Consider the following 26,897-nt stretch of genomic DNA (forward strand, 5'->3'; position numbering starts at 1 on the left):
AGGAGATCGGAATGGTTCAGGAGGGCTGTGCCGCGCAGGTGAGGTCTCGCGCCGGGCGCTGCCCGGTGGTGAGGAATGTCGTCGCCGCGGTGTTCGCACACGTGTTCCCGCCGAACAGGTAGGCGCCGTGGCCGCCCTGGTCGACCGTCACCATCCGGGCCCGGTCGCCGAACGCCCGCCGCAACTTCCGCGCGCCGGTCAGCGGCGTCCCCGGGTCGCGGAGGTTCTGCATCATGAGCACGTTGGACGGGCCCAGGTCGCCGATGCGCACCGGCGGCTCGACGGGGTCGGACGGCCAGTACGCGCACGGCCGGATGTTGGCCGCGGCCGCGCCGAACATCGGATAGCGCTTCCGGTCGGCCTCGACGGCACGCTGGTAGGCACGGACGGACCTGGGCCAGCGCGAGTCGCCGGAGACCACGTACTGGTGGCTGGACAGCGCGTTGTCCGCGTCCGGGACGGGATCATCCGCCGCCCCGGACGGCGGCGCCTGTCCGGTGTCGAGCGACTGCCAGAGCCCGGCCAGCGTGGGCATCTGCGCGTCGCGGAAGAGGTAGCCGAACGTGACCATGCGGAACAACGCGCCGTCCACTCCCTCGGCCGGCGCCTTGTCCAGCCGTCCGGCAAGGTCGAAGTACTTGGCGGTCACCTCCTCCGGCGTGTCGCCCAGCCCGTACGCGGGGTGGGCGGCGGCGTACGCGGCGAAGTCCGGGAACCGGTCCTCGAGGCCCCGGGCGAACACGTCGTTGTCCTGGAAGGACAGGCCGCTCGGGGGCAGGTTGCCGTCGATCACGATCCGGTCGCCGCGCTGCGGGAACAGCGTCGCGTACACGGCGCCGAGGTAGCTGCCGTACGAGTAGCCGAGGAAGGAGATCTTCGACTCGCCCAGGGCCTGCCGGATGCGGTCCATGTCGCGGGCGGTGTTGGCGGTGGTGACGTACGGCAGCATCCACGCCGTCTCCGACGTGGCGCACTGCCGGGCGATGACCTTCACCTCCGCGGCCCGCTTCGTGACGTCGGCCGCGGTGGCCGCGTACGGCGGGACGTTGCCCCGCGCCTGCTGCTCCGGCGTCAGGCCGCACGTCACCGGCGTGCTGCGGCCGACGCCGCGCGGATCGAACCCGATCACGTCATAGGCGTCCAGCACGCTTCGCGGCAGCCCTGCGGACACGAGGTCGTTCACGAAGCCCAGTCCCGCGCCGCCGGGTCCGCCCTGGTTGAGCAGCAGCACGCCGCGGCGTTTCGACGGGTCCTTGCTCGCCAGACGGGACATCGCGATCTCGATCTTCCGCCCGTCCGGATTCCGGTGGTCCAGCGGCACCTGGAGCGTCGAGCACTCCAGGCCCGACAGGGCGGCGTCCGCCGGGCACGCGCCCCACCGCGGCGTGTCCGGTGTGGCCGCGGTCGCCGCCCCCGGAATCAGGGTCGTCGCCGCCGTGGCGACGGCGAGGGCGCCTGACAGGATTCTCCGCATGTGACGTTTTCTCCTTACCGAGGGGTGACCGCGTCGAGCGGCCTGGGCAACAGCGAGGACCGTCACGTCGCGGCCGAGGCGGCCGTACGGGAGCGCTTCATGTGCTTCTCCAGAACGGGCAGGTCGTCAGAGGACATGCCGTCCATCTCAGCCGTCGCCGGGCGCGTCTGCCAGTGCGGCCACGTCACGACCACGCCATGACATTCCCGCAGGTGAAGTCATGACATGGCGTCACTGGTGAGGCGCCACCTTCGGGGAGGTGGGTCTCAGGTGACCAGGCCGTTGCGGTAGGCGTACACCACCGCCTGCACGCGGTCACGCAGGCCGAGCTTGGCGAGGATGCGCGACACGTACGTCTTGACGGTCTCCGGGCTGATCACCAGCGTGGCGGCGATCTCGCTGTTGGACCGGCCGTCGGCGATGAGGCGCAGCACCTCCAGCTCGCGCGGGGTCAGCGCGGCGTCGTCCGGCGTGCCCCCGGTGGGGCGGATCCGGGACGCGTACCGGCCGACGAGCTGCCGCGTCACCTCGGGGGCCAGCAGCGCGGCGCCCGACGCGACGGTGCGGATGCCGTGCAGCAGTTGCGCCGGTGGGGCGTCCTTCAGCAGGAACCCGCTCGCCCCCGCGCGCAGCGCCTCGTACACGTACTCGTCCAGGTTGAACGTCGTCACCACGAGCACCTTGACCGAGGGCTCCACCCCGGCGCCGGCCAGCCGGCGGGTCGCCTCGATGCCGTCGAGGACCGGCATGCGCACGTCCATCACCACGACGTCCGGGCGCAGCCGGGGGGCGAGTTCGACCGCGGCGAGACCGTCGCCGCACTCGCCCACGACCTCGAGGTCGGGCTGGGCGTCGATGATCGTGGCGAACCCGGTGCGGATCAGCGCCTGGTCGTCGCAGACCAGGACCCGGATCGGTGCGTTCACGACGGGCTCCCGGCGGGGATGAGGGCTCGTACGAGGAAGCCGCCGTCCGCCTGCCGGTCGGCGCTGAACTCGCCGCCCAAGGCGCCGACCCGCTCGCGGAGCCCGGCCAGGCCCCGCCCGCTCCCGCCGGGAGAGCGGGTCCGCGAGCCCGAACCAGCGGTGCCGACCTCCACGAGGATCTCCTTTTCGCCGTAGCGCACGCGGACCACGGTGCGACTGCCATGGGCGTGTTTGAGGGCATTCGTCAGAGCTTCCTGCACGACCCTATAGGCCACGAACTCTGCGCTGCCGGCCGACTCCGCAGGGTCGCCCTCCTCGGCGAACTCCACCGGCTGCCCCGCCTGGCGCGTCTGTTCCACGAGCGTGCGCACGTCGCCGGCGGACGGCGTCCTGACGTCGGTGTCGTGGTCGGGATTGAGCAGGTCGAGCAGGTGGCGCAGGTCGGCGATGGCCCGCCGGCCGGTGTCGGTGACGGCGCTCAGGGCCGTGTCGAGGCGTTCGGGCGCGGCGGTCAGGTAGCGGGCGGCCTCGGCCTGGACGACCATCGCCGTCACGTGGTGGGTCACGACGTCGTGGAGTTCGCGGGCGATGCGGGTGCGTTCGGCGGCGCGGGTGGCCTCGGCGATGTGGCGGCGTCGTTCGGCCTCGGCGGCCCGGGTGGAGCGCAGCCAGGTCCCGATGCCCCAAGCGAGGACCAGGGTCAGGTAGAGCAGCGCGATGTCCGCGGGCCCCTCGTTCGAGCCGAGCCGGGCGAGCGCGACCATCAGCGGCACGTACGCGGCGGACAGGAGGATCACGGTGACGCGCCGATGACGTTCCAGATGGGCGCCCGCGCTGATGAGCGCGATGGGAAGCGCGGTGCCCGCCAGCGCGTGGTACGCGAGGAGCTGATCGAGGGCGAAACCGAGCGACACCAGGACCAGACAGGCGGCCGGCCACCGCCGGCGCACGGTGAGCGGGAGGCACTCGAGGGCGACCACCACGACGGCCAGCGCGTCGTAGGGGCGGGTCGGCAGCTCGCCGATCTGCGTCCCGTTGCCCTGGAACCCCGGCAGGAGTGACACGACGGTCAGGAACAAGGCGAACGGGAAATCCCGGACCGTGACGTCACACCGCCGCCACAGATCCTGGACCCGGCGGAGATCGATCATCGGGCGAGCCTAACGGCCTCGCCGCGCGGCCCGGCCACGAGCCGCTTCACCAGTCGCATGACGATTCCCTTTGCAGCGTCCTTCACGAGCGTCCTTCACAAACGGCCGCCGACCGGAATGCCGCGGATACCCAGAAACACTAGGGAATCGACGGTCCGCCATCGTCACCCCTCAGTGGACACTCACCGGTGGCTCGCACGGGGGACGCGCCCCTGTCCCCCACCATCCCGAACGCGGAGGATCCGAACTCGTCGCGGCGCGCTTGTCCCCTGTGCGAGCTACCGGCGAATGTCCACCGTGCGGTGACGCTTCGGGGGCGGTCGGTTCCCTAGCGTTGCTGCGTGGTCACGGCGCTTCGGCCGCCCTCCCACCACACCGCCGGGTGAACCATCCCGGCGTCACTCCTCTCACTGGGGGACATCATGCTCCGCAAGATCAAGTCATCCGTTGTGGTCGCACTGTGCGGCGCCGTGCTCGGCACGGGACTCGCCGGCTGCGGGAACGACTCGATGGAGGACTGGGACCCCTTCGCTCCCACCACGCGCAAAGCCGATGCCGACCTGATCTCCGGAACCAAGAAGATCGACGTCGCGGGCCGGTCGGTGAACGTGTCCTGCTCAGGCGACCCGGTGCAGGGCAGGCCGGTCGTCATCCTGATGCACGGAGGCGGCGACGGGCTGGACAAGCTGGCCGCCCTCCAGAAGACGCTGAGCAAACAGCACCGGGTCTGCTCCTACGACCGGCTCGGCGCGGGCGCGAGTGACCGACCGGACGGCCCGCAGAGTTTCACCAGCACCGGGAAGGTCCTGACCGGGGTGCTCGACCGCGTCGCCGGTGACGGCCCGGTCGTCCTGGCGGGGCACTCGCTGGGCGGACTGATCGCCGCCAGGTACGCCCCCGACCATCAGGACAGGGTCAAGGGGCTGGTCCTGTTGGACACCACATCACCCACGATGATCGCCGACATCAAGAAGTCGATCCCTGAGTCCGCCACGGGTCCGGCGGCCGACCTGCGCGCCCAGAACCTCGCGGTCTTCCAGGGTGAGAACCCCGAGAAGCTCGTCATCACGGATGGGGAGGTCCGTTCCGCCGGGAACATCCCGGTGGAGGTGGTCAAGCACGGCAAGCCGTACCTCGAGGCCGTCCCCACTTACGGCCCGAGCCTGGAGCAGGCGTGGACCGCGGGCCAGCGCAAGTGGCTCGCGCTGTCCGGCGACAGCAGGCTGAGCACGGCCAGGAACAGCGGACACTACGTCTACGTCGATGAGCCTGCCGTCGCCGTCCAGGCCATCGAACGCGTCACCGCACAGGCCGCCCGCCAGTCGAGTGGCGGCTGAGCAGCCACCGCACCCGGGCCAAGCCCATACCGCTGCCCACAGCCTTGTTCGCCCTGCTGAGATGCGTGAGCCCGGGTCAACCGGCCATGGCCGTCCGCGTCCGCAGACCCTTGCGATGTGCTCGATTCGCGGCGATCAGCCCATCGAGCGCGTCCCGCGTGTGGACGAGATCGGTGATGTACTCGGAGAGCCGATCGCGCTCCTGCACCATCCGCTCCAGCGCGGCGTCGGAATTCTCCACGCTGGGCGTTTCGACACAGGGCAGCAGCTCGGCGATGGTCCGGCTGGACAGGCCCGCCGCATACAGCCGCTGGATGAACACGACCCGCTCGACCTCGCCGTCGGTGTAGTGCCGTTGCCCACTGGAGCTGCGGGTGCTGGCGAGCAGTCCCTGCTCCTCGTAATAGCGCAGGGACCGGACGCTGGCTCCGGTCCGAGACGCGAGCTCCCCGATGCGCACATCGTCCTCCGGGTTGTGACCTGCGACACAGCGTCTTGCCTCTGACATGGATGTGAGGTTCTAGCGTAACCGTCGTGCCCGAGACCTGGGCGCCACGGAACGAGGAGTCCTGACGCGATGACCCTTCTCACCAGCTATCAGCTCGGCGACCTGACGCTGCCCAACCGGGTGGTGATGGCCCCGATGACGCGGATCCGAGCCGCCGCCGGAGGTCTGGCGACACCGTCGATGGCGACGTACTACGCCCAGCGGGCGACGGCCGGCCTGATCGTGAGCGAGGGCGTACAGCCAAGCTCGATCGGCCAGTCCAACCCGGGTACGCCGGGGCTGCACACCGACGAGCAGGTCACCGCGTGGCGCCGGGCGACCGCCGCCGTGCACGCCAACGGCGGCCGGATCTTCGCCCAGCTCATGCACGGCGGACGGGTCTCGCATCCCGACACCACCGGTACGCGGCCGATCGGCCCTTCGGCCGTCCCCGCCGCCGGCCACGTGTTCACCCCGACCGGACCCCAGCCGGCGCCCACCCCGCGCGCTCTGGACACCGCCGAAGTCCCTGAGCACGCCCAGTCCTACGCCGATGCCGCCCGCCGCGCCATCGACGCCGGCTTCGACGGCGTCGAACTCCACGGTGCCAACGGTTACCTGATCTCGCAGTTCCTCTCCTCCAACGCCAACCTGCGCACGGACCTCTACGGAGGTTCGGTGACCAACCGGATCCGGTTCGCCGTGGAGGCGGCATCCGCAACCGTCGAGGCCGTCGGCGGCGCCAGGACCGGCATCCGCCTCTCCCCGGGCGCGACGTTCTGGGGCGTGGAGGAGACCGACGTCCCCGAGCTCTACACTGCGCTGCTGACCGAGCTGGCCCGTTTAGGGGTCGCCTACGTCCACCTCGAAGCCACGACCGACGAAGAGACGCTGATCGGCCTACGCCGCGCCTGGCCCGGCACCCTCATCATGAACCCGGTGCCCGGAATCGGACCCAAGCAGGCCGCACGGGCCGACGCCGACCACTGGCTCGGGCTCGGGGCCGACCTCATCAGCTTCGGACGCGCCTTCCTCGCCAACCCCGACCTGGTCGAACGACTGCGCAACGACCTCCCGATCGCCCCCGCCGACGAGACCACGTACTACCAAGGCGGCGACACGGGCTACCTGACCTACTCGACGTACCAGTACACAGCCTGAGAAGGTCGTCGAGAACTATCCAGAGTTCGGCGTGCCGGGGGACACCCAGTACGCGCGGCACACTCGCGCCGCCGAGGGTAAGCTTCGCGACCAGAACACCGTGGCGCCGTCGCAGGACGACATTGTCACCGTCAGCGTCCCTATGTGTTGCGAAGCCGATGTACAGCTTGGTGTCGCCACCTGCGCACGGCCCTGGAGGAGTACATCGATCACTACGGCCGCCATCGACTCACCAAGCGCGGGCAACAACCATCCGATCAGCACGGACAGGCGACGGCACCGATCGAAGGCTGGATCGACCGCCGCAAGATCCTCAGTGGAGCGATCAACGAGTATCATAGTGCGGTCGGATACCCTCAGCTCAGGCCATAAGCACCGGTTCTGACGCGGTACAGGCCACTCTGCGCAACCTGGCCATCGATGCCTTGTACCTGATTAAAGCCGAACCCTCGCCGGAGCCGCCCGCCGCCTATTCCGGGACGCCGCTCGCAACCTCGCCATTCTCGGCCTCGTCTGAAACGGGCAAATCTCCACTACGCCGAAGCCCTGCCCAAGCACAGCAGCAAGATCACCATGTACGGCTGGAGTATCAGACGTCCCCGATCGCACCAGAAAACCTTCGTCGCCGCATTCGCGCTCGTGGCGGTGATTTTTGCCCGTCCGCGGTGCCGGATGGTGCCTCGGCTGTTGGCTGGAGACCATCACGTCGCGCGACTATTCTCGAGGCCCTTCCATCCCGATCGACGACGAGTTGCTCCTGGCAAGCACCAGTCGATGGCGTGACACGCTCGGCGGGGCGCGAAACCGCCTGCCAGCCTGTATGCGTACTCGGCACCGTGCATAAAGGAGCACAACGACAGATCCACGCGGCACCTCAAGCGCTGGATCGACAAATGTGACAATTCGGGCCGACGCAAAGCCCTTCCACCATCGAACGTGTTTTCGTCATGCCCCTATTGTGAGATGCAGCCGCAGGTCAACGAGCCCAAGCCTGTCCACCTGGGAAATAATCACTATGCAATGTGTCATGATCGACTTACCACTTGGCCGGCGTCCACCCCTCATGAACCGTTCGCAGAGCGCACAAACGGGGGCGGCGCGGGGCAGAGGTGAGCAGTATTGTGCCAAGCATCGCAGAACCCGCCACCTGGCGCATTCTAGCTATTCACGTCCAGCCACCAGAAGCTACTTCCACACACCGCGCGCTGCATGCATAATGGTCACACGTTGAAGTGCCACTGAACGCGATGGATCAGCGGCCAGCTCGATCCAAGCCACCGACGACGAGCGTAGTACCCAGGGAGCCTCATGGTGAAAGCGAACTGGGAGCACCGAAAACTACAGCTTTATGCGTTCTGGCTCGCTCTTGTCGTATGCCTGTCCGCCGGCATCATTATGGCATTTCTCGATGATGAATTGCGAAAGGGATCGATCCTTTCGTCCATCGGCCTCAACCTGATCGCGGCTGTCATATTCGCCTTCATCTTCTCATGGCTGAGCGGAAACCTACAACAACGCATCCTCATAGAGAATCTCAGGTCGGAGCAACACGATGCTTCGGCGGCAATCCAGAAAAGCATTTCCGAACTTTCCGCAGGAATGTTAGACAAGTTAGCAGGATACGAGAAGCGGTACATGCCCACCACTACCTATCCTGCCAGCAATGAACTGATCAGAGAGTTCAACGAGGATGTAAGCGCTAGCCTCCAGCGAACAGCGTCCTACGCCTTCCGGGGAACCAGTGGGAAGTATGTTCCGACACGCTTGAAGAAGGCGCCAAGAGGTAATCTGCGGGACGTCAAGATAATCATGCTCGATCCACGATCGAGCCGCGTCTTGAACGCACGGGCAGCGGAGCGGATGGATCAGGAGAGCGGATCCCGGCTCTCTGTTGAGGATATTTCCGCAGACATCAGGCAGGAGATACTGATGTCGGTGGTCGCCCTCTATGATTGCCGACTCTTCTGTTCGCCGGACATAGCCTTCGTCCAGGAAACTGCGGCAACGCGTATAGAGCTCCTCGACGATGCCGTGTACGTGTCCTGGTATCAAGGCCCAGAATCGACGAAAAGGCGCTTCCCCGAGACCTTGAAGTTCGCCAGGGGAACTTTTTTCTGCGACGTACTGGCGCAGGAATTCCATCGTCGCCACAATCTGGCAGACCTGAAGATTCGCTTTAATTCAGACACGAGCGAGAGTGAACTGTGTGACCAAGTCGCCGTACTCGCGGGTCGGCCCTGCACTCTCCATGACCTGCAACATTGGAGGAGCACCCATGCCACCTTCTCGGAACCGTTCGAAGACTTCCTCGGCAACCCACGATCCCCCTGACAGGGATCCAGAACAAAGCGTGATGGCTCCGCTACTGGACAAGGTTTTCGGAGTCCTCGTCAGTGCCAGCACCTTCCACAACAATCGGGTTCTCCTGCTTCGTCGAAGCCTGGAGGAGAGGTTCAAGCCCGGGTCATGGTCCATCCCGGCCGGCAAGATACTTCCCAGAGAGGCGAGCCTGGAAGAGGCGGTCAGACGCGAGTTGTACGAAGAAGCAGGAATCCATGGAGATGTACGAGAAAACATAGGGATGCGCTGGTTCGAGAGCACATACTATGAGCAACTCGTCCACCATATACAATTCGATTTCATTGTGATGGCCCACAACTCGAACGTCAGACTGCTGGATAAATCGAATATGGACTATCTGTGGATGCCCATCCAGCAGGTCAATCGACCGCCAGTCCCTCTGGACGAATTCACTCGCAGCGTGCTTCTTAAAGCCATTCGCCACATGCGAAGTTAGGGCGGACCAGGGGTCCGGGAGCCGCTCTCCAGTCAGGGGGTCGAAGGAATGAATCTCTTCAAGGACGCATGTCCCATCAAGGGTTTCCCCATACTCGACTCACTCCCCTGGCGCAAGGAGCCAGAAGTCGCATTGTGCGATGCGCGAGTGCTGCTGCAACCGGCGTCCCTGGCCGAAGAGCTCGCCGTCTGGCTGACTTCATTGACCGCCGAGCAGATGGACCGAATAATCGACTTTTCGGTGGAGCGAAGCACCCATTACAAATGGTTTCTTGGACGCCAGCCGCACGGCTACACCGTGTGGCTTCACGAGTACAAGCCGCCGGAGGTGTTTGCGTACGCCATCGGGTTCGCAACCTCCGTTCACAATCATCGGTACAGCTTTATTTCCCGAGTCATATCGGGGGCGCTCAACGTGTCGGCGTTCATGGCCTACCTCAATGACGATCACCCATTGGTGCTCACTGGACAGTCGAGGATCGAGCAAGGCCAGACGATGTTCCTCGAGCATGAGGACATCCACCGAATCGACCACGTCGACTCACACACCTACACCGTCCTCATCCAAGGGCCACCGGCTCGGGACTACAGCATTTGCTATGACCCCGAGACTGGCGTATCGCACCGCATATACGATCTGAGAAGCCACCTTCCCAGAACTTTTGCCCATCTGGTGGAGAGCTACGGTTCTGTTGCCTATGGCAAGCACAGCACATCCCTGCTCCCCCGAGCGAATAACACCTGACGGCATCAGCCGACCAGGGCGCGCAAGGTTCAGATGGCGATCAGGAGGCTGACCTCGGCGAGGTAAACCGGTTGATTTCGTAGGATCGGTCATGGTAACCGGTGTAGCGATGCGCACCAGCAGTTTCTTGTACGAACGGCGACGGATCCGCCTTCTTCGCAAAAGTCCGCACAGCATTGAGGTGAACCCAGTCCCCGCAGCGCCCTCCGTCGGTCTCTACCCTTCGGTTCGCGCTCAACGGCCCTTAGAAATTCACGAACTCACGGAGGATGGTCATCGGAGTGCTTCACACGGCTACTCGTTCGCATTGCCTGAACGAAGCGCCACGGAGGAGCCGCACCCAACGGAGATCCGGTAGATGTGGCGGATGGTCGTGGAAGATCATCCGTTCAACCGGATCTCCGTTCTGCTCTCTCGAAAGCCCTGAAATCCCCGCCTCGGCTCTAACCAACCGATATCGGCGTTAGCCCTGGTCCATGGGCTCGGGCCAAGCGTTCAGGGGGGCGGGCCGGGGCGTGAATGTCAGGACTGTGACTGCTGGTCGGCCACCACGACGTCGTCGAGGTGGAGTGAGTTGCCGACGCTGCCGCTGGCGCTCCTCACCTCCAGCGTGACGGTGGCGGTCGCCGAGGGCGCGGTGAGCTGTGCGGTGAACTCCTGCCAGCTCGTGCTCAGCCCACTGAGCGGAACTTGATCGGTCCGCAGAAGCTGCTGGTCGGCGTCGAGCCACAGCACGCTGAGAGTCGCGGCAGTGATCCCGGGAGTGCCCTGTTTGGCCCACAGGCTGAGCCGCTTGGCACCCGGGGTGGCCGTGAATCCGGGCCAGTTGCCGAGGTTCACACCCCAACCTCCGCCCTCGGTGACATCGATCTGCAACCCGTAGGCGCCCGCATGGGCCGCGTTGGCGACTCTTTGCACAGAGCTTCGGTACCAGGCGTTCCATTGGCCGACCGAACCTTCGAGCGTCGCGGTGTCGACGTCGAGGGCATTGGGTACGGGAGGCGGTTCCGTCACGCCATTGAGGGTGCTGCCCGCGTCCTGGTTGTAGGGTGCCGAGCGCCAGGCGTTCCATGAGATCGTCTCGCCCCATCCCTTGGCGAACTTCCAATCACCGACGTAGGTGTTGTCGTGGAAGCTGTTGCCGCCGGTGAGCATGACGCTTTGCTGGATCTCCGCGACCGTGTACGGCATCCACGGCAGGTTGTTCTCGCCCTGGGCGTACAGGGCCTGCGCACCGCAGTAGGTTCCGGCGCAGGGCACGTTCGACTTGTTGAACCGGAACTCGTTGTCGAACACCTTGACGTTGCGCGAGTGCCAGCGGCAGTCGCTGCGGTAAGGCTCATTCGCGATGGACGTGTAGCAGGGGTGGGTGGCGTTGATGGGGTCGAGATAGTCGTAGTCGTACGGCGGCGGGATCACCGTGGGAGCGACGAACGGCGTGCAGTAGCTCTTGCTGGTGTTCCCGTTGGAGTTGCAGAAGCGATTGGTGTTCTCGAAGATCGAGATGCCGGAGAAGTTGTCCTCGAAGTAGTTGTCGTTGATGTTGAGATCCGGGCTGCCGCTCGTGTCGTGTGCGAGCCGGGCGTCACCGCCTGATTCCGAGATGTAGATCGCCGGCGCAGGCGAGCCCAGGTTCTCGTTGCCGCTGACCCAGGCGTTCCGCTTGAAGACGTTGCGGCTGATGGTGGCGTTGTAGCTGATCTCGTACCAGAGGCCGATGCTCTCGTTGTGCTCGATCCAGTTGCGGTCGAAGAGGAAGTCGATGTTGTTGGTGTCGGCCCAGAGACCGACGCTCAGGTTGTCGTGTACGTAGTTCTCCGTGACGGTGGCGCCTTCGACGTCCCAGAACTTCACGCCGCCGGTGCAGCCGCACCCTTCGATCTCGGCTTCCCAGTCGTCCTGGTTGTTGCCGGCGATCTCGTTGTTGTGCACGACGATGTCCTTGATCGCCGAGTCGCCCTCGACCTGGTCCTTGTACATGCTGACGCCGTACTGGCCGTTGTCCTTCAGGCAACTGTGGCGGATCGTGTTGGTGTCTCCGAGGAACACCGCCGCGCCGTCGTTGTGGTGCGCGTAGAGGTACTCCATCAGCCAGCCACTACCTGAGTTGTGGTTGATGACGCCTTCGTTGTTGTTGTCCTTGCCGCGGCCGAAATTGCGGATCTCGAGGTAGGCGATGCGCACGTTGGAAGCGGTGCCGGAGAAGGCGTAAAGATTGGCGTTCATGCCGTCCAGGACGGCGCCTGGAGCCCCTATATAGACGCTGTTGCTACCAGGGGTTATCTGACTGTATTTTTCCGCGCCCAGAGTGTGCGTGCCCGGGGCGAACCAGTAAGTCTTGCCGACCTGGTCGAAGTCGAAGCCCGTGTTGTCGCCCGCCGGGACCACTATGGCGCCTGACGGCGCGCTGGACGGTCCACCGTTCCATGGAGCGTTTTCACAGACTTGTAAAGCGGCCGGTAATTCGGTGTACCATCCGCCGGCTGCGCTCTCTGCCGGTACGGCGGCACTGGCGGCCTGCCCGACCAACATGTTGACGATGGTGACCACGGCGAGTAACGCGCTCACGACGACGGAACGTCGCATGGATTCCCCGATTCTACCGGTGACGTTGCCCGCGTAGAGTAGCGTCGAAGATCACCTGCGGTCAGGCGATCTTCGACAAGCGCCTGGGTCGATGACGGCGATGGCCACCTTGACCTGGGGATCCGGCTTGGCCGTGACGGGAAGTGCACACCCTGGCCGGGGCGGGCCGAGTCGCCGCACAGCACGAAGGGTGCGGCACCGCGCTGGCCGGCCACCGCTTACGAGCGCCCGGTCACCGCCGACTGCCGCGCCAGCAACCGCTCGGTGGCTACGGTGTGGGGATGTTCGGCTCCGAGGACCGCGTGGCGCAGCCGGAGTAGATCGGCGAGCATCTCTCGGGCTTCGGCGCTGTTTCCGTTCGCCCCCGCCCAACGGGCGAGTTCGTAGCGGGTCGCCAAGGTTCGTGGGTGCGTCGGACCTTGGATTCTCTCGCGGACCGGCAGCAGTTCGCGCAGCATCGACTCCGCCTCGGCCGGTGCGCCGGCCTCTCCGGTCCAGCGGGCCAGTTCGTGGCGCGTGGTGAGGGTGTGTGGATGCTCCTCGCCCAGGGTCTCGGACCGGATCGGGAGAAGCTTCGCCAACGAGGTCCGTGCGGTTTCCGCGTCGCCGTTCACGCCGGTCCAGCGGGCCAGTTCGTGGCGGGTTCTCAGCGTTCCGGAGTCCGTGGGGCCGAACCGTTCCTCGCGCTCGCGCAGCAGCGCGCCGAGCAGCGCGACGGCTTGGGCGGGGTCTCCGGCATGGCCGATGAGCGCGGCCACGCCGTTGCGGGTGACGAACACCTGGGGGTGGGTGGGGCCCAGCACGCGTTGCTCGGCCAGGAGTACTTCTTTCCGCAGGCGAGCACCGTCGGCGTAGGATCCGGATTCGCCGATGAAATACGCCAGGCTTCCCTTCGTGTAGAGCGTGTCGGGGTGCTCCGGCCCGCAGATTCGATTTCTTTCCGCCAGCAACTCACGGAGCAGTGACACTGCTTTGCGCGGGTCGCCCGCGTCGCCGGTCCATAGTCCGATCTGGTCGCGCAGCCGGAGCGTCTCCAGGTGCTCGACGCCCATGTGCTTCTCGAAATCCGGAAGAAGCTTCGTCAGAATGTCGACGGCGCGCTGGTGATCGCCGCGTGCCGCGATTTCTTTTGCTTCGTCCCTGCTTCGGATGAGATCGGAATTTGTCATATGATCTGAATCCCTCACTGTTGACACTCCCGCCGGCGGAGTTCGAATTCAACGGGCGGCGTTGGTCACCCATCGCATCAGGCCGGGCGTGGCGCGCTCGATCAGCCTGAACATCTCCGCGAAGTCGTCGGGCGTCCCGTAATAGGGGTCGGGGATGTCCAACTGACCGGCGGCCTGCGGGTCGAACGATCTGAGGGTGCGCACGCGATCGCGGTCGGCACCTCTCTCCGCCAGAGCGCTGAGATGGCTCGAATCCATGGCTATCAGGAGATCCGCGGTGAGATCATCGCCGGTGACCTGTCTGGCGATGTGCTCGGTTGAAATGCCGCGCTCTTCGAGGAGGCGCGCGGACCGCGGGTCCATGGGCTTTCCGGCGTGGTAATCGATCAGACCCGCGCTGGTGACGATGATCCCGGTCATGCCCAGGTCGCTCAGTTGCCGGACGAACATGTTCGCCGCCACCGGGGACCGGCAGATGTTTCCCTTGCAGATGAAGCAGAGGCGCATCCTGGTCGTTCACTCTCCTCGGAGTGCGATCTGATCTTCTCGCTGGTCACGTCTCTGTCTCTGATGATCATGTTCCTCGCGGATCTTACCCAGCGTTGTGTCGTTTTGGGAAGATGATCGCGTTCGCACGAGATGACCCTGATGCCGCGGACATGACCGATGGCGCTCTTGGCGGGCGGAAAGGAGATGCTGATCGTGGCGGATCTGCGAGGCAGGCGCGTCCTGATCACGGGGGCCTCCGAAGGCATCGGGGCGGCGGTGGCCGACCACCTCGCCCGTGACGGTGCGCGGGTGGCGCTGCTCGCTCGCGACACGGCGCGGCTGGAGGGTGTGGCGAGACGCAGCGGTGGACTGGCGATCACGGCCGACCTGACCGACCCGCCCTCGGTCACGCATGCCGTCGAGGACGCGGCACGTGAGATGGGCGGCCTTGACGTCTTGGTGAACAACGCCGGTGTCTTCCGCCTGGGCAGGGTGGCCGATGGGGAGATCGCGGACTGGCGGGACATGCTGGAGGTCAACGTCCTGGGGCTGCTGGCCGTCACCCGAGCCGCGATTCCCTTTCTGCGGCTCGGCCGGCACCCCCAGATCGTCAACATCAGCTCCATGAGCGGCCGTCGCGTCGCGGGAGCCGTACACGGGGTGTATTCGGGGACGAAGCATGCGGTCCATGCGCTCAGTGACGCGCTGCGCCAAGAGTTGCACGCCGATGGGATCCGGGTGACGACGGTGTCGCCGGGCATCGTACGGACGAATCTCGGCGCGACGGTGCGAGACGGAAAGCTCCGATCGGATGTCGGCCGGAGCCAGCGGGAACAGGGGTTGAGTCCGGAAGACGTGGCCGCTCAGGTGCGGTACATCCTGTCGGCTCCGCCGGACGTGCATCTCGTGGAGCTGGCCGTCATTTCCTCGCGCCAATATCCCGGCTGACTCTTGGCCGCGTCACCGGCTCCGGCGAGGGAGGCCGAGGAGATGCGCGGGGCGCCTTTCCATCGCCATGTCGCCTTGCTCGTACGCCCCACGGCGCAGGCAATCAAGATAGGTGTCACGTGGAAACGCACGAGAGCCCATCTGGACCGTGTACTCCGTACGGACCTGGGCGTCGAGCAGTTCGACACCGCTCGGCGCCACCCGGTCCGCCAGATCGGCGATGGCCGTCTTCGCCGCGCCGGACATGGTGTGGAAGGCGGAGTCCATGGTGAAGACGCTGCTCATCGCGCATCCGTACAGCCCGCCGACCAGTGTTTCGCCGTGCCAGATCTCCACGGTCCTGATCCAGCCCTCGGTATGCAGCGCCCGGAGCGCCTCGACGAGCTCGTCAGTGATCCAGCGCGGTTCCCGATCGGTACGGCAGCCCGCGATGACGGCGTCGAAGTCGGCGTTGACCGTGCTGGTCCACCCTGCCTCGCGCATCTGCCTGCGCAGCGAGCGGCTGACTCTGATCTCCCGGACCGGGATGGCGTAGCGACTGGCGGGAGACCACCAGAGCGTGGCGTACGGGTTGCCCGGACCGGGCAGCACGGGGATGTGGCCGGCCCGTACGTCAGGAGCGTAGGTGGCTTCGTTGCGCGCGATGATGTCGCGGTCGGATCGAGGCTGGCAGAAGATCCCCCTGCGGTAGGCGCCGAGCAGGGTCTCCGGTGTCAGCTCTCCGCCGATGGCGAGAGGCACGCCGAGGCACGTACCGAGCTCGACATCGGTCCAGGGGTCGGTGAACGAGGGAGCTGTCAGCACCGTCATCGGGCCCTCATTGCGGCGTCGATCTCCTTGCAGAACACGGCGAAACCGGAATGGTCGAATATCGTCCGGATAGGGATCCCGAGCGTCAGGCGCTCGCGCGCGAGGACCACCATCTGGGTCGCCCGGACGGAATCGCCCCCCAGATCGAAGAAGTCGTCCGACGGCGTGACGGCGGCGACGCCGAGGGTGTCGCACCAGATGGACTCGACGATGCCGTGCACGGCTTCCTCGGTCATCGTCTCGGTCGTCTCAGGCGTCGCGGGCGTCGTGGGAGGTTGGGTCACCGCCGCGCGCAGGGCAGTGGTGTCGGCCTTGCCCGTGGGGCCCATGGGAATGGCGCCGGCGCCGTGGAGGCGCGGCAGCATGTGGCGCGGCAGCCGGTCCGCGAGCGCCTGCCGGATCTGGTCGAGCGTTGAGTGCTCTGCGAGGACCACCCACGCCTCGAGACGGCGCTCACCGGAGCCGTCGTCCTCCAGGCCGACGGCGGTGTCGCGGACGCCGTCGCAACCGCGCAGGGCGGCTTCGACCTCACCGAGCTCGACGCGATAGCCGGAGATGGACACCTGGTCGTCCGTCCGGCCGAGGAACTCCAGCACGCCGGCCGTGTCACGGCGTCCCATGTCGCCGGTCCGGTAGACGCGAACCGGGCCGGACCCGCCGGGAAGGTGGAGGTGGGTGAACCGGGCCGATTCGGCGGGGCCGGGGTGGGTGTATCCACGGGCGAGACTCGTACCCGTGACGCAGATCTCCCCGCTCTGGCCGTCAGGAACGGGACGTAGGTCTTCGTCCAGTATCCAGACGCTGGTGCCGGGCCGTTCGCTCCCGATGACGGGATGCCGGTGACGTGCCAGTTCGGCGGTGGTCACGTCGATGGTGCACTCGGAGGGACCGTAGAAGTTGTGGACCCTGACGTGTGGCAGGGAGCGCAGCCGGTCCCACAGGTTCCGGTCGATCGGTTCGCCACCGAGGATCAGGGTCTTCAGCGCGGCCAGGGCGTCCGCGTGGCCGGCCAGCAGCATGGCCCGGATCTGGGTGGGCGTGCCGTTCAGTACGTCGATCCCGAACGCGCGAATGCCGTGGGCGAGGCGGTCCGGATCGCGCCTGGTGGCTTCGTCCAGGATGACCAGGGTCCGGCCGGAGGCCAGGTGGGCCAGGTCGGAGTAGAAGACGTCCGAGGCGGTGCTGCTGTTCAGCGCGACTCTCGACAGGAGGCGAGCGGGCCGGGAATCGAGCACGTCTTCGTGCGCGGCCGCCACGGCGGCGAGGCTGCCGTGCTCGACCAGCACGCCCTTGGGAGCGCCCGTGGTGCCGGAGGTGTAGACGAGGTAGGCGAGATCGTCGTCGTGCACGCCTGGTCGTGCCGCCACCGGCGTTCCGCGCTCCGGCCGATGCCCGTCGGCCGCGGGTGTGAGGGTGCGGGCCGAGGGGAAGCCGACGGCGAGTTCAGGGGTCGTCACGACGACGCGGCTCTCACTGTCCCGCAGGAGGTGATCCCGGCGGGACCGGGGTGTGTCCGGATCGATCAGCAGGCAGGCTCCGGCGGCCAGCCAGATCCCGAGCACGGAGGTCACCAGGTCGGCACCGCGCGGCAGGCACACGGCCACCGGCGACTCCCGGCGTACACCCACCTCCTGGAGGCGGGCGGCCAGCGCGGACGCCCGTTCCATCAACTCCCCATAGGTCACCACCTCCTGGTCCTGGAGTAACGCGGGACGATCAGGGTGCCGCAGCGCCTGTCGCCCTATCCCCTCCGGCAGACATGGACGTCGCGGTGCGAGCGATGGCCGCCGGGGGTCATGAGACGGCGAGAATTCGATGTCGGAGCGCATGAGTTCTGCTTCCTGCGATGGCGAAGGATGGACGGATCCGCCGGCCGGGCGTCATATCACCAGCCGACGGCGTTCAAGCTCTTGGTCTCCTGGCGGAAGAACGCGTACGCGCACAGCGCGATCAGGGCGAGCCCGCCGACGAGGAGGACGGCGTGGGTGCCGAAGTGGCGGGCCAGCACGCCTGACACCGCATAGGCGACGGGGAGGAACGAGAAGGAGAACACCATGTTGACGCTGTAGACCCGGGACAGCAGGTCGGGCGGCACGAGCGTCTGGAGGAGCGTGTGCTCGACGATGTTGGAGGAGAGCCCGGCCCCCACCAGTACGGCACCGGCGAACAGGGCCGCAAGGTGGTTCCCGGACATGCCCAGCACGACGCATGCCAGCCCGAGCGCAGACGTGAGCATCAGCAGGACCTTCCCCGCGCCGCCACGGCCGCCCAGACGGCCGATCAGGAGCGCCGACAGCAGGACGGCCGCGATCTCCGCCGTGTTGAGGAGCCCGAGAACGCCGAGGCCGTTGCCGCCGGCGCGTACCAGGTCCGGCAGCAGGACGAGATAGGGCGCCAGGCACACGCAGTTGGCCACCACCGAGATCAGGAGGAGCAGGAGCAGGGAACGCGTCCGCCGTACGCAGCCGATCCCTTCGGCGAGGTCGCGGCGCAGGTTCTGCCGGGTGACCGGTGCCGGTCCGCGCGCTGTTCTGGTGAGCAGCATGGCGGCCACGGCGACGGCGAAGGAGACCGCGTTGACGGTGAAGACGGTCGCGGCGCCGCCCATGGCGTACAGGGCGCCGCCGAGGACGGGCCCGGCCAGCCGGGCCAGGTTGTCGGTGGCCGTGAAGAACGCGTTGGCCTTGCGGAACTGCCCGTCGCTGATGAGGTCGCGGTTCATCGCCGCGTAGGCGGGACCGTAGAAGGCACTGATCACGCCCAGCGCGAAACCCGTCGTCGCGAGGAGCCCGAGGGTCAGGTGACCCGCGGCGGCCGCCAGAGCCAGGCCGAGCAGCACCACGCAGGCCAGGCCATCGGCGACGAGGATGACGCCACGTCGCGGGAAGCGATCCGCGATCGCGCCGCCGACGAGCAGGAACACGATCTCGGGTACGACGTTCAGGGCCAGGAGCAGGCCCATGGCCGCGGTCGACCCGGTGAGCTCGTAGACCGACCAGCCGAGTGTGACCTTGTAGGCGCCGTTGCCGACCTTCGAGATGGTCTGCCCGCCCCAGAACAGCAGGAAGTTCTTCTGCGCGAACAGCGAACCCGCCGTGGCGAACTCCGCGGCAGGCGTCGGAGCGCGCCTTTCCGACGTCACCGTGCCGCTCACGCGACCGCCTCCGCCGTACGGCGCATGGCGTGCACGAAGCCGGGGTGAGTGAGGATGTCGACGCTCGTCTCGGCGTCGAGCGCCTCGATGACGCTGTGGGGAGCGATGTCCTTCCACCGCGCCTCGGCCGCCGTGGCCACGGAGCGGGACAGGAAGACGTTGACCGGGCCCTGGTAGCGGCGCAGCTCGCACCGCGTGAACGCGTAGGCGTCGGCGGCGGAGACGAGTTGCCGCCAGAAGAAGTGCCCGGCCGGCATGTCATCGTCGATCCATCGCGACGCGCGCATGGCGTTCATCACGTACGGCAGGTCGGCTGCCAGATCGGCGACCGCGAACTGCCTGCGCAGCGTGGCCAGGCGCAGGTCGTACAGGTCCTCCAGGTCCAGGGCCGGCGCGGCGGACAGTTCGCCGCGGGCCGCGTTGACCAGGGTGAGCGGGCCGACTTCCGCGCCCGACTCCGCGAGCCGGCAGGCGATCTCGTAGGCGATCTGGGAGCCCGAGCACAGACCGCCGATCAGATAGGGGCCTGTCGGCCGCACTTCCTTGATCTCGCGCAGATAGCGCTCCGCCATGTCGTCGACCGACAACAGCGGACGGGCCTCCTTCCACAGGCCCACTGCCTCGAACCCGAAGACGGGGTGGCCCGGGAGGAACGCGGCGGCGGCCTCGCGGGCGAACGCGATGTTGCCGGAACCCCAGTGCACGAAGAAGACCGGAGTCCCCGTGCCCTCGGAGAGCCGGATCAGCTGCCGCTGACGTGCCGGGGCCGGAGAACCGGTCGATCTCCAGAGGGAGTCGAAGTCGGTGTCTCCGGAAGATTGCTGTGCCGGAGAGACTTGCATGACGCTCATCGGGCGGGGTCCTCCGATTCGTCAGCCGGAAGTGGTCGAGTTCATGAGGGGGAGCAGGCTCATGCCGTCGTCAGCCGCCCCAGGTCACGTCATGTGTCGTGACGGGTACGTCCTGGTCGGCGGCCATCAGCGAGCGCGGCGTCATTTCCGCCGGCTGCTGAACGGTCACCGCCGCCGCCCCCGCGAGAGCGACGCCGATCGTCAGGAAGAACGCAGTGCGAAACGCGGCCATGGTGACGTCCCTTTCGAGATGAAAGTCCAAGCAACGACGTCGCGCCTGGCGATCCGGGTGATGCGGGTGATGCGGCACTGGTGCCGGCCATTCACTCTCGCCTCGGCGCATTGCTAACCTGGCGCACCGGCCATGGGCAGGGAAGGCGAAATTCTTGTCCTAATCCTGCCGTGGCATATCTCGTCCATGGTCGCCGTCGCGAAACCGCTGGTCGTAATACTCGGGCACGATCCGCACGCCGCACCGCCCCAGAAGGAAGCCGGCCAGCTCCGGCGAGCTGTCCAGCGCTCGCCGGCACACCGCCGCCGCCGTGTGCTCCGCCTCCTCCACGGACGGGGCGAGGACGAACAGCCCGACCAGCCCGCCGTCCGATCCGTCGGCGTGGAGCACCACGTGCTCGATCCCGTCGGCCGGGCGCCGGCACCCGAAGATCAACTGACCTGTGTGCTCGGGTGGAATCCCACCGTCTTTCGGCCGCAGCTCAGCGTGAACCAGATACATGCCTTGAGCATCCGCGTGCCCGATTTCTCTGCACAAGCAAGCCGCGCAGGCACCAATAGGTCATTGCATAAAGAGGTCGATGAGGGCCACACTCCGCGCCCGCAAGCTCTAAGCTGCCCAGTCACCCGATCATGAAGGAGTAATGGTGCTGGAGATTCTGGGGCTCTCGCCGGCGGCGGAACGGGTGTACCGCGCGATGCTCGCCCACCCCGGCGAGGGCGTCACGCAACTGGCCGCTCGCCTGGGGGCGACGCAGGGAGAGATCCGGGACAGCCTCGACCAGCTCAGCGCGCTGGCCATCATCCAGCCCCTGCAGCAGGAGAGCCGGGGTTTCCGGGCCATGGATCCCGAAACGGCCATGGAGAAGCTGCTGGCGCGCCAGCAGACCGAACTGGCCGCCCAGCAACTCCGCGTGGAAGCGTCGCGGGCCGCCGCGGCACGGCTGATCGCGGAGTGTTCGGGCGTACGCGCGGACAGAGAGGACGACCAACTGGTCATCGGCCCGGAAGCGATCCGGGACAGGCTCGGTCGGCTGGCCGCTGAGACCGAGTCCGAGATCATGACCCTGGCGCCGGGCGGCGCGCACACGGCGGCCGATCTGCGGGCCAGCCGGGGCCCGAACGAGGAGCTGCTCGGCAGGGGTGTGCTCAGCCGGAGCATCTATCTGGACAGCGTCCGCAACCACCAGCCGACGCTCGATCACGTCAACTGGCTCACCCGGCAGGGAGCCTCGGTCCGCACGGCCGTGACCCTCCCCGTACGGATGATCATCTTCGACCGGCGCAGGGCGGTCTTACCCATCGACACCGCCGACGCTCGCGCCGGTGCCGTCCTCCTCACCGGCGAGGGAATCCTCACCGCGCTGTGCGCCCTCTTTGAAACCGCCTGGTCCGCCGCGACCCCTCTCGGCGCCGGCCCGCCCTCGGACGCGGAAGACCTGACGCCCCAGCAGGCCGAAATGCTGAAACTCCTGGCCACGGGCCTCACGGACGAGGCCATCGCCAAACGGTTCGGCGTATCGCCGCGCACCGCCCGCCGTATCGCGGCAGAACTGATGGACCGCCTCGGCGCCCGCAGCCGATTCCAGGCGGGTGTCCATGCCATCCAGCGAGGCTGGATCCCGCTCCGCCCCGAGCACCGGCCAGGGCCGGGCCATCGCGCTCTCGATGGTGCCTGACCCCCGTCACCTTCTTGGCTGTTGGACCTGATGACGGCGACCCCGCCAGGCGGGCTTCACCCGCCCGGCGGTCACGCTTCTCACCGTTCGCATGTCCCGTACGCGCGGCGCCGGTCAGCTCGTCGACGCGTCGCCGCAACTCGTGCCTGCCAACGAGCACATCGGTTGTGAGCGCAGGAGTCCGCATAACGGGAAACGGTAAGTGATCGCCGCTTACCGGGCACGGGCTTTCCCAGGAGTGCCGGCCAACGTATCGCCGCATCGAACGACGTGGGCGTACCGGCGATCGCCCCTGCCGGAACACTGCCCGGACCAGGACTTCGCCTTCGACAAGACCGGAAAACCACGGAGAGTCGTCGATCCATCGCCTGCCAGATTCGCCGAAGTGTACACCGCGTATATATCTTGAGTGTATATTCACTCAGCATGATCGAATCCCCGAACCGGATCGCGCCGGGCAACGGCCATGGCGAGCTGCGCAAACCTTGCAAGCGTGGACGGCTGGCCATCATCACCGGACTCGTCGCCCTCTTGGCCACCACCGGACTCGCCCCGGCCCAGCCCGCCTCCGCGTCCCGAACGGCCACGCCGTACCTGCCCGCACCGACCGGCTCCCACCCCGTCGGCGTCACATCCCTCTACATGAAGGACACCTCGCGCCCCGACCCCTGGGTCCCCACCGTCAAGTACCGCGAACTCATGGTCTCGCTGTGGTACCCGGCCAAATCGCCAGGCCGCAAGCGGGCGCAGTACATGACGGCGAAGGAGTCCGAGCTGCTCCTGAAGGACGGAGAGATCACCAGCATCCCGTCCGACACGCTGAGCAAGACCCGCACCAACGCCTTCACCGACGCCCGTCCCGCCGGCCGTAAGCGCAGCCTGCCCCTCGTGGTGCTCTCCCCCGGGCACAGCAAGCCCCGCAGCGAGCTCACGGGGCTGGCCGAGGAACTGGCGAGCCGGGGCTACGTGGTGGCCGCCATCGACCACACCTACGAGAACGTCGCCACGACCTTCCCCGACGGACGAGTCACCACCTGCGTCACCTGCGAGATCTCGAAGGAGAGGGGCTGGTGGGTGAAGCTGGAGAAGAGCCGGGCCGCCGACGTGTCCTTCGTGCTCGACCGGCTGACCGGCGCACACCCGACGTGGCGAAGCGCCGGCCTGATCGACACGTCGAAGATCGCCATGGCAGGTCATTCGGCCGGCGGCGCGAGCACCGTCACGGCCATGCTGGACGACTCCCGGCTGCGCGCCGGCATCGACGTCGACGGAACCGTGGAAAGCACGGTCCCCGCATCCGGACTGTCCCGACCGTTCCTCTTTCTGGGCAAGCCCGCGACCTACACGCCGGGCAAGGGCGAGACCGCCGCGTCGTGGGAGCGCGTCTGGACGGGACTGACCGGCTGGAAACGCTGGCTGCTGATGACCGGAGCCGTGCACATGTCGTTCACCGACTTGGGCGTACTGGTCGACCAACTCGACATCGAGGACGGCGCCGACATAGCCGGCACCCGGGCCATGGCCATCACCCGCAGGTACGTAACGGCCTTCTTCGACCAGCACCTGCGCAACAAGCCCCAGCCTCTGCTGAACAAGCCTTCGGCGAGCTACACCGAGATCACCTTCTGCCGGCCACAGGCGAAGACCTGCGCTTGACGCGCCAGACCCCGGGCGCCGCTTTAAAGAACGACTCGTGACGTTCTCCGCGCTCATGTACGACGCCGCTCTCCAGCCAGAGGAGGCCATCAATCTGCGGGACATCGCTCTTCCGCCCCTCGCGCTGGGCGAGCGGACAGGGCAACTGACGGAGGCCACCAAGGATGGGGAGAACTGCGCTTGACCAAGGCCACGCCCTCGCCGGACGCGAATGAACCGAGGACACCACCCTCCGCGAGCAACGCGCTCTCAAGCGCTGCCCGAACGGCCACAGCCGCCGACTGAGCCGCTCCCTGCGGGACTTCATCTCCATCGTGGTCGAACTCATCGTGGAAAACCGTCACGAGGGTCCGGCCGCCGCCCGCGCTCGCGGGCAGCGCCTGGGACGCCCGCCGGCGATGACCGGCGAAGGGATCCGGCGCACCCACGACCTTGTAGGGCACGAAGATTCGGGGCATGCGTTGACCTGCGGTTCCCCCGGCTTGAGCCACACACGCCATTAATATATCTGAACGATTGACAGAACCGGACGAGTTTTCGGGTACGCGTGATCCCTAGTGTCCGCGCCGCCCAAAAAGCGCGATTCGGCCCTGTTTGGACAAGGAAAACCACAGATATCCCGCGGACATATCAGATATTCCTCAATCGGATAGAGACTTCTGTCTTTTCTTTGGCGATACTCCTACATAGCCCACCGGAAGGGACACAGTCATGGCCTCTGCAATTCTGCCTCAGAAACATCCTCAGTTCTGGGTAGATCTCCCGGCCGCTTACACGGCATGTGTCGCCGTAGCGCTGATCGAGCAGGGCATTCCCATCGCAGATCTATGGGTGGACCCCAGCGATCCGCGGGACGCCACCATCAAACTGGCAGGCCCGCGATCCTTCGCCCTCGTCTGGGACGAGGCTTCCGGCTGGAGGCACGGGCCCTTCGTGTCAGGCCGGCGGACAATGCGCACCGAACTGGTCGCGAGCAAGACGCGCTACCTCGGGGACGAAGTACTGCCCCAGCCCCGGACCGTCGCCCGACTGCTCGAAGCGGACGACATGTCTGCTCGCGCGCCCCAGCCTTACCGCTCCCACTTCGACTACGGCGATGGCCTCGACTTGCACCTCGAGGCGTACATGAACGCGTCTGATCTACAGGCCATCGAGCTGTACCAAAGCCAAACCTACCGCCTGATTCTGCCGCTCCTCGCGAGCTACATCAGGATGAATCTGGCCGTTGACCTGGCCGCATAATCAGGAATGATAGGAAGAGGGTGGCGATAGGTGTAACATCGCCACCCCGAACCGGTTGAGCTTTGTGGACGCATCAGCAGAAGATCTGACCAGGACCGCGCTGCACGTCTACGGAGTCGGCCATTACGGCGCCGGGAGGCACTGCGGGCGACGTCCAAGTGGACGCGCCTGCAGTGCCCGTCACAGAGGGAAGATATCCGACCCATTCAGAGTCGACCAGGAGCGCCCGGACTCTGAACCAGTTGCCCTCCGTGCCCGTCAGCCGCACTATGGCGTCCCATTCTCCACCCACAGTTTGAACGACAGCCGTGAAGTGCATCCGCGCGCCCTTCGGACTGATTTCCTGCGTGGCCAGCACCAGCCTTTTATCGCTAGGAACATGGCCGTGTCCGCTTACCTCCAGACAGGGCGCCGCCTTCGCGTGACTACCGCGCTCCGGCTTGATGACGAGAATGTCCGGCGTGGACAACCTCGCGTTGATCGCTTGCGCGGAGACGGTTCCGATGAATATCGCCAGACCAGCGCTGCCGACGCCACCGAAGAAGCCGCCCGCACGCTTGAGGATCCGCCTCCACGCCTTACCGTCAGGTCCACTTCCTTCGGCTGGTCGTACCCCTAACGAATCGCTTGGGACCATTGTGCAATCCTCCACTTTCCTCCGGTTACGGTCACTTCCTGCCATGTGACCGATTGATGCAGCATCAAGCCGCTATCCCCCGGTTAGGGCAAAACCTGTCGCTCCCCCGCCGCCTGCCCCCATTAGTTGCAGTTAATTCTATTTTATCCGATTTGTCCGCTTGGTCGTCTTTGTAGATTGGGCTGGCCGTTTCGACCTGCGCGAGCCGACCCTCTCGTAACGGCGCCCACCGGATCGAAACGATCGGCTCGCTTGACTGGCTACTATCCCTTAAGCTCCTTCCTATCTTTAGCGAACGCCTCGTTCTGCTACTTACCCTCAAAGTACCGGCACAAGCCAGTCAAGGCAAAGCCTTGTACGACGGAAGCCCTGGACATAGAAGCCGCTTCTACGTATTAATAGGAGAAGGAGGTGAGATGCGTGGCAGTGGAGATCACAAAATGGCAAATCATTGAACGCTATCTTCAGGATCGAATGAACAATCCCGACAGAGATGACCATCTCGCGCCCGGTGATCAGTTGCCCAGCGTCAACGATCTCGTCCAGGAACGAAAGATGGCAGCCAGCACCGTCAGACGGGCTTATGACGAGCTGGCCAAAGCCGGCCTGATCGAAAAGACGGGCAAGACTGATCGTTATCGGGTCAGTGGGCTGCGGGCTTTTCCGATCAAGCGGAGACTGATTATCAACCTCTCCAAAGAGGAAGGTGGGCTGGAGCCGGACCCGTCTGGCGACCGCCCGGTCGAACTCGACGCCTACAGGGCGGCGGTGCTGCACCAGGGGCTCATCCCGATCACCCTCGAGCTCACCGTGAGCATGGCCGCCCCGTCAGCGACCGATGAGCTTGAGCTGAACCTCCAGCCCGATGAGCAACTCGTGCGCAGAGAGGTCAAGCGATACTTCGCAAGAAAACCTGACGCGAACACAGAGCCGATATTCATAGACTCCGAGGGCGCGCCGGACCAGTACGACGTTCGCACGAAAGAGCCCGGTTCGCTGCAGCGCACCTTTTATCCCGACACCCTCACCGAAGAGGCCCCTCGGCTGCAATCTGTCAAAGACATAGCCGAGGGTACCATTCGTTACCTCACGAGCTGCAACTTAGTGCAGGAGGGTTACCGCGATATCGTTGATTCTCGGAACGCCACACCGGACGAGGCGGCATTCTTCGACATGAGCGGGCTCCAGCCCGTTACGGAGGTGCGCAGAATCGCCTACACGAGGGAAGGCCGACCGCTTCGCCTGACGCAGACCGTTTTCGACGCGGCCAGGCATCTCATATCCTACGAAACGGGCGTCGTACCGCCCGCAAAGTTCCCAAAACAATTATAGACGAGTACATCGGATTTCCGCGTAGATACGTTCTGT

Annotated in this window: 25 protein-coding genes; 11 read left to right on the forward strand and 14 right to left on the reverse strand. The window is 66.1% G+C overall.

What is annotated here, in order from left to right:
• Positions 1-16: 16 nt before the first annotated feature.
• The 4 genes from AB0I15_RS17025 to AB0I15_RS17040 all read right to left on the reverse strand — a co-directional run bounded on the left by AB0I15_RS17025 (position 17) and on the right by AB0I15_RS17040 (position 3,551).
• Positions 17-1,474, reverse strand: coding sequence for an alpha/beta hydrolase (locus AB0I15_RS17025; RefSeq protein ID WP_358095678.1), 1,458 nt, complete (start codon positions 1,472-1,474; stop codon positions 17-19).
• A 62-nt stretch (positions 1,475-1,536) separates the two neighbouring features.
• Positions 1,537-1,668: a hypothetical protein gene (locus tag AB0I15_RS17030; protein WP_358095680.1), complete on the reverse strand. Its 132-nt coding sequence runs from the start codon at positions 1,666-1,668 to the stop codon at positions 1,537-1,539.
• A gap of 72 nt (positions 1,669-1,740) precedes the next feature.
• Positions 1,741-2,400, reverse strand: coding sequence for a response regulator transcription factor (locus AB0I15_RS17035; protein WP_358095682.1), 660 nt, complete (start codon positions 2,398-2,400; stop codon positions 1,741-1,743).
• Positions 2,397-3,551, reverse strand: coding sequence for a histidine kinase (locus AB0I15_RS17040; RefSeq protein ID WP_358095684.1), 1,155 nt, complete (start codon positions 3,549-3,551; stop codon positions 2,397-2,399). Before AB0I15_RS17040 ends, AB0I15_RS17035 begins: the two co-directional genes overlap by 4 nt.
• Before the next feature lie 422 nt (positions 3,552-3,973).
• On the opposite strand from AB0I15_RS17040, the gene AB0I15_RS17045 reads away from it, so the two are divergent.
• On the forward strand, positions 3,974-4,888 hold the full coding sequence (locus AB0I15_RS17045) for an alpha/beta fold hydrolase (protein WP_358095686.1): 915 nt from the start codon (positions 3,974-3,976) through the stop codon (positions 4,886-4,888).
• A gap of 76 nt (positions 4,889-4,964) precedes the next feature.
• Here the strand turns inward: AB0I15_RS17045 and AB0I15_RS17050 are convergent, their stop codons facing one another.
• A complete protein-coding gene (locus AB0I15_RS17050) occupies positions 4,965-5,348 on the reverse strand; it encodes a MerR family transcriptional regulator (RefSeq protein ID WP_358095688.1) in 384 nt (127 codons plus the stop codon).
• A gap of 117 nt (positions 5,349-5,465) precedes the next feature.
• On the opposite strand from AB0I15_RS17050, the gene AB0I15_RS17055 reads away from it, so the two are divergent.
• From AB0I15_RS17055 to AB0I15_RS17070, 4 genes are all read left to right on the forward strand, one after another.
• Positions 5,466-6,536 (forward strand): alkene reductase, encoded by a 1,071-nt coding sequence (locus AB0I15_RS17055; RefSeq protein WP_358095690.1) that lies wholly within the window; start codon positions 5,466-5,468, stop codon positions 6,534-6,536.
• 1,308 nt (positions 6,537-7,844) lie between these two features.
• Positions 7,845-8,867, forward strand: coding sequence for a hypothetical protein (locus AB0I15_RS17060; RefSeq protein ID WP_358095692.1), 1,023 nt, complete (start codon positions 7,845-7,847; stop codon positions 8,865-8,867).
• A gap of 22 nt (positions 8,868-8,889) precedes the next feature.
• Positions 8,890-9,333, forward strand: coding sequence for an NUDIX hydrolase (locus AB0I15_RS17065; RefSeq protein ID WP_358095693.1), 444 nt, complete (start codon positions 8,890-8,892; stop codon positions 9,331-9,333).
• A 48-nt stretch (positions 9,334-9,381) separates the two neighbouring features.
• The gene (locus AB0I15_RS17070; protein ID WP_358095695.1) at positions 9,382-10,077 is read left to right on the forward strand and encodes a hypothetical protein; all 696 of its coding nucleotides are present in this window, start codon (positions 9,382-9,384) and stop codon (positions 10,075-10,077) included.
• A 522-nt stretch (positions 10,078-10,599) separates the two neighbouring features.
• On the opposite strand, the gene AB0I15_RS17075 is transcribed toward AB0I15_RS17070, so the two are convergent.
• The 3 genes from AB0I15_RS17075 to AB0I15_RS17085 all read right to left on the reverse strand — a co-directional run bounded on the left by AB0I15_RS17075 (position 10,600) and on the right by AB0I15_RS17085 (position 14,339).
• Positions 10,600-12,663 (reverse strand): right-handed parallel beta-helix repeat-containing protein, encoded by a 2,064-nt coding sequence (locus AB0I15_RS17075; RefSeq protein ID WP_358095697.1) that lies wholly within the window; start codon positions 12,661-12,663, stop codon positions 10,600-10,602.
• 218 nt (positions 12,664-12,881) lie between these two features.
• Positions 12,882-13,832 (reverse strand): tetratricopeptide repeat protein, encoded by a 951-nt coding sequence (locus AB0I15_RS17080; protein WP_358095699.1) that lies wholly within the window; start codon positions 13,830-13,832, stop codon positions 12,882-12,884.
• Positions 13,833-13,880: 48 nt separating this feature from the next.
• Positions 13,881-14,339, reverse strand: coding sequence for a low molecular weight protein-tyrosine-phosphatase (locus tag AB0I15_RS17085; RefSeq protein WP_358095701.1), 459 nt, complete (start codon positions 14,337-14,339; stop codon positions 13,881-13,883).
• Between the two features lie 186 nt (positions 14,340-14,525).
• Here AB0I15_RS17085 and AB0I15_RS17090 point away from each other — a divergent pair, with 186 nt between their 5' ends.
• Positions 14,526-15,269, forward strand: coding sequence for an SDR family oxidoreductase (locus AB0I15_RS17090; RefSeq protein WP_358095703.1), 744 nt, complete (start codon positions 14,526-14,528; stop codon positions 15,267-15,269).
• A gap of 12 nt (positions 15,270-15,281) precedes the next feature.
• Here AB0I15_RS17090 and AB0I15_RS17095 read toward each other — a convergent pair whose 3' ends face one another.
• From AB0I15_RS17095 to AB0I15_RS17120, 6 genes are all read right to left on the reverse strand, one after another.
• A complete protein-coding gene (locus tag AB0I15_RS17095) occupies positions 15,282-16,079 on the reverse strand; it encodes a leucyl/phenylalanyl-tRNA--protein transferase (RefSeq protein WP_358095705.1) in 798 nt (265 codons plus the stop codon).
• Complete coding sequence (locus AB0I15_RS17100; RefSeq protein WP_358095707.1) at positions 16,076-17,908, reverse strand: non-ribosomal peptide synthetase; 1,833 nt, start codon at positions 17,906-17,908, stop codon at positions 16,076-16,078. The genes AB0I15_RS17095 and AB0I15_RS17100 overlap by 4 nt, the downstream gene beginning before the upstream one ends.
• A 56-nt stretch (positions 17,909-17,964) precedes the next feature.
• Positions 17,965-19,233, reverse strand: a complete 1,269-nt coding sequence (locus AB0I15_RS17105) for an MFS transporter (RefSeq protein WP_358095709.1) — start codon at positions 19,231-19,233, stop codon at positions 17,965-17,967.
• Positions 19,230-19,937 carry a thioesterase domain-containing protein gene (locus AB0I15_RS17110; protein ID WP_358095711.1) on the reverse strand — a complete coding sequence of 236 codons (708 nt, stop codon included), beginning with the start codon at positions 19,935-19,937 and terminating at the stop codon, positions 19,230-19,232. Before AB0I15_RS17110 ends, AB0I15_RS17105 begins: the two co-directional genes overlap by 4 nt.
• Before the next feature lie 217 nt (positions 19,938-20,154).
• A complete protein-coding gene (locus tag AB0I15_RS17115) occupies positions 20,155-20,316 on the reverse strand; it encodes a hypothetical protein (RefSeq protein WP_358095713.1) in 162 nt (53 codons plus the stop codon).
• 159 nt (positions 20,317-20,475) lie between these two features.
• Positions 20,476-20,817 (reverse strand): hypothetical protein, encoded by a 342-nt coding sequence (locus AB0I15_RS17120; protein ID WP_358095715.1) that lies wholly within the window; start codon positions 20,815-20,817, stop codon positions 20,476-20,478.
• 142 nt (positions 20,818-20,959) lie between these two features.
• On the opposite strand from AB0I15_RS17120, the gene AB0I15_RS17125 reads away from it, so the two are divergent.
• The 5 genes from AB0I15_RS17125 to AB0I15_RS17145 all read left to right on the forward strand — a co-directional run bounded on the left by AB0I15_RS17125 (position 20,960) and on the right by AB0I15_RS17145 (position 26,861).
• Positions 20,960-21,994 carry a LuxR C-terminal-related transcriptional regulator gene (locus AB0I15_RS17125; protein WP_358095717.1) on the forward strand — a complete coding sequence of 345 codons (1,035 nt, stop codon included), beginning with the start codon at positions 20,960-20,962 and terminating at the stop codon, positions 21,992-21,994.
• A 426-nt stretch (positions 21,995-22,420) separates the two neighbouring features.
• Entirely contained in the window at positions 22,421-23,650 is a 1,230-nt protein-coding gene (locus AB0I15_RS17130; protein ID WP_358095719.1) for an alpha/beta hydrolase, read from the forward strand.
• A 37-nt stretch (positions 23,651-23,687) separates the two neighbouring features.
• Positions 23,688-23,834: a hypothetical protein gene (locus AB0I15_RS17135; RefSeq protein ID WP_358095721.1), complete on the forward strand. Its 147-nt coding sequence runs from the start codon at positions 23,688-23,690 to the stop codon at positions 23,832-23,834.
• Positions 23,835-24,361: 527 nt separating this feature from the next.
• Positions 24,362-24,892, forward strand: coding sequence for a DUF6292 family protein (locus AB0I15_RS17140; RefSeq protein WP_358095723.1), 531 nt, complete (start codon positions 24,362-24,364; stop codon positions 24,890-24,892).
• Positions 24,893-25,949: 1,057 nt separating this feature from the next.
• On the forward strand, positions 25,950-26,861 hold the full coding sequence (locus AB0I15_RS17145) for a GntR family transcriptional regulator (protein WP_358095725.1): 912 nt from the start codon (positions 25,950-25,952) through the stop codon (positions 26,859-26,861).
• Positions 26,862-26,897: the final 36 nt, after the last annotated feature.

The organism is Nonomuraea sp. NPDC050643, assembly GCF_040654715.1.
Classification (GTDB): domain Bacteria; phylum Actinomycetota; class Actinomycetes; order Streptosporangiales; family Streptosporangiaceae; genus Nonomuraea.

What these genes read in the sequence shown, in the direction of transcription:
- AB0I15_RS17140 (WP_358095723.1), top strand. Translation starts at nt 24,362, where the DNA reads ATGGCCTCTGCAATTCTGCCTCAGAAACATCCTCAGTTCTGGGTAGAT.
- AB0I15_RS17055 (WP_358095690.1), top strand. Translation starts at nt 5,466, where the DNA reads ATGACCCTTCTCACCAGCTATCAGCTCGGCGACCTGACGCTGCCCAAC.
- AB0I15_RS17090 (WP_358095703.1), top strand. Translation starts at nt 14,526, where the DNA reads ATGCTGATCGTGGCGGATCTGCGAGGCAGGCGCGTCCTGATCACGGGG.
- AB0I15_RS17115 (WP_358095713.1), bottom strand. Translation starts at nt 20,316, where the DNA reads ATGGCCGCGTTTCGCACTGCGTTCTTCCTGACGATCGGCGTCGCTCTC.
- AB0I15_RS17045 (WP_358095686.1), top strand. Translation starts at nt 3,974, where the DNA reads ATGCTCCGCAAGATCAAGTCATCCGTTGTGGTCGCACTGTGCGGCGCC.
- AB0I15_RS17060 (WP_358095692.1), top strand. Translation starts at nt 7,845, where the DNA reads ATGGTGAAAGCGAACTGGGAGCACCGAAAACTACAGCTTTATGCGTTC.
- AB0I15_RS17065 (WP_358095693.1), top strand. Translation starts at nt 8,890, where the DNA reads ATGGCTCCGCTACTGGACAAGGTTTTCGGAGTCCTCGTCAGTGCCAGC.
- AB0I15_RS17075 (WP_358095697.1), bottom strand. Translation starts at nt 12,663, where the DNA reads ATGCGACGTTCCGTCGTCGTGAGCGCGTTACTCGCCGTGGTCACCATC.
- AB0I15_RS17070 (WP_358095695.1), top strand. Translation starts at nt 9,382, where the DNA reads ATGAATCTCTTCAAGGACGCATGTCCCATCAAGGGTTTCCCCATACTC.
- AB0I15_RS17130 (WP_358095719.1), top strand. Translation starts at nt 22,421, where the DNA reads ATGATCGAATCCCCGAACCGGATCGCGCCGGGCAACGGCCATGGCGAG.
- AB0I15_RS17040 (WP_358095684.1), bottom strand. Translation starts at nt 3,551, where the DNA reads ATGATCGATCTCCGCCGGGTCCAGGATCTGTGGCGGCGGTGTGACGTC.
- AB0I15_RS17100 (WP_358095707.1), bottom strand. Translation starts at nt 17,908, where the DNA reads ATGCGCTCCGACATCGAATTCTCGCCGTCTCATGACCCCCGGCGGCCA.
- AB0I15_RS17025 (WP_358095678.1), bottom strand. Translation starts at nt 1,474, where the DNA reads ATGCGGAGAATCCTGTCAGGCGCCCTCGCCGTCGCCACGGCGGCGACG.
- AB0I15_RS17080 (WP_358095699.1), bottom strand. Translation starts at nt 13,832, where the DNA reads ATGACAAATTCCGATCTCATCCGAAGCAGGGACGAAGCAAAAGAAATC.
- AB0I15_RS17085 (WP_358095701.1), bottom strand. Translation starts at nt 14,339, where the DNA reads ATGCGCCTCTGCTTCATCTGCAAGGGAAACATCTGCCGGTCCCCGGTG.
- AB0I15_RS17095 (WP_358095705.1), bottom strand. Translation starts at nt 16,079, where the DNA reads ATGACGGTGCTGACAGCTCCCTCGTTCACCGACCCCTGGACCGATGTC.
- AB0I15_RS17125 (WP_358095717.1), top strand. Translation starts at nt 20,960, where the DNA reads ATGGTGCTGGAGATTCTGGGGCTCTCGCCGGCGGCGGAACGGGTGTAC.
- AB0I15_RS17120 (WP_358095715.1), bottom strand. Translation starts at nt 20,817, where the DNA reads ATGTATCTGGTTCACGCTGAGCTGCGGCCGAAAGACGGTGGGATTCCA.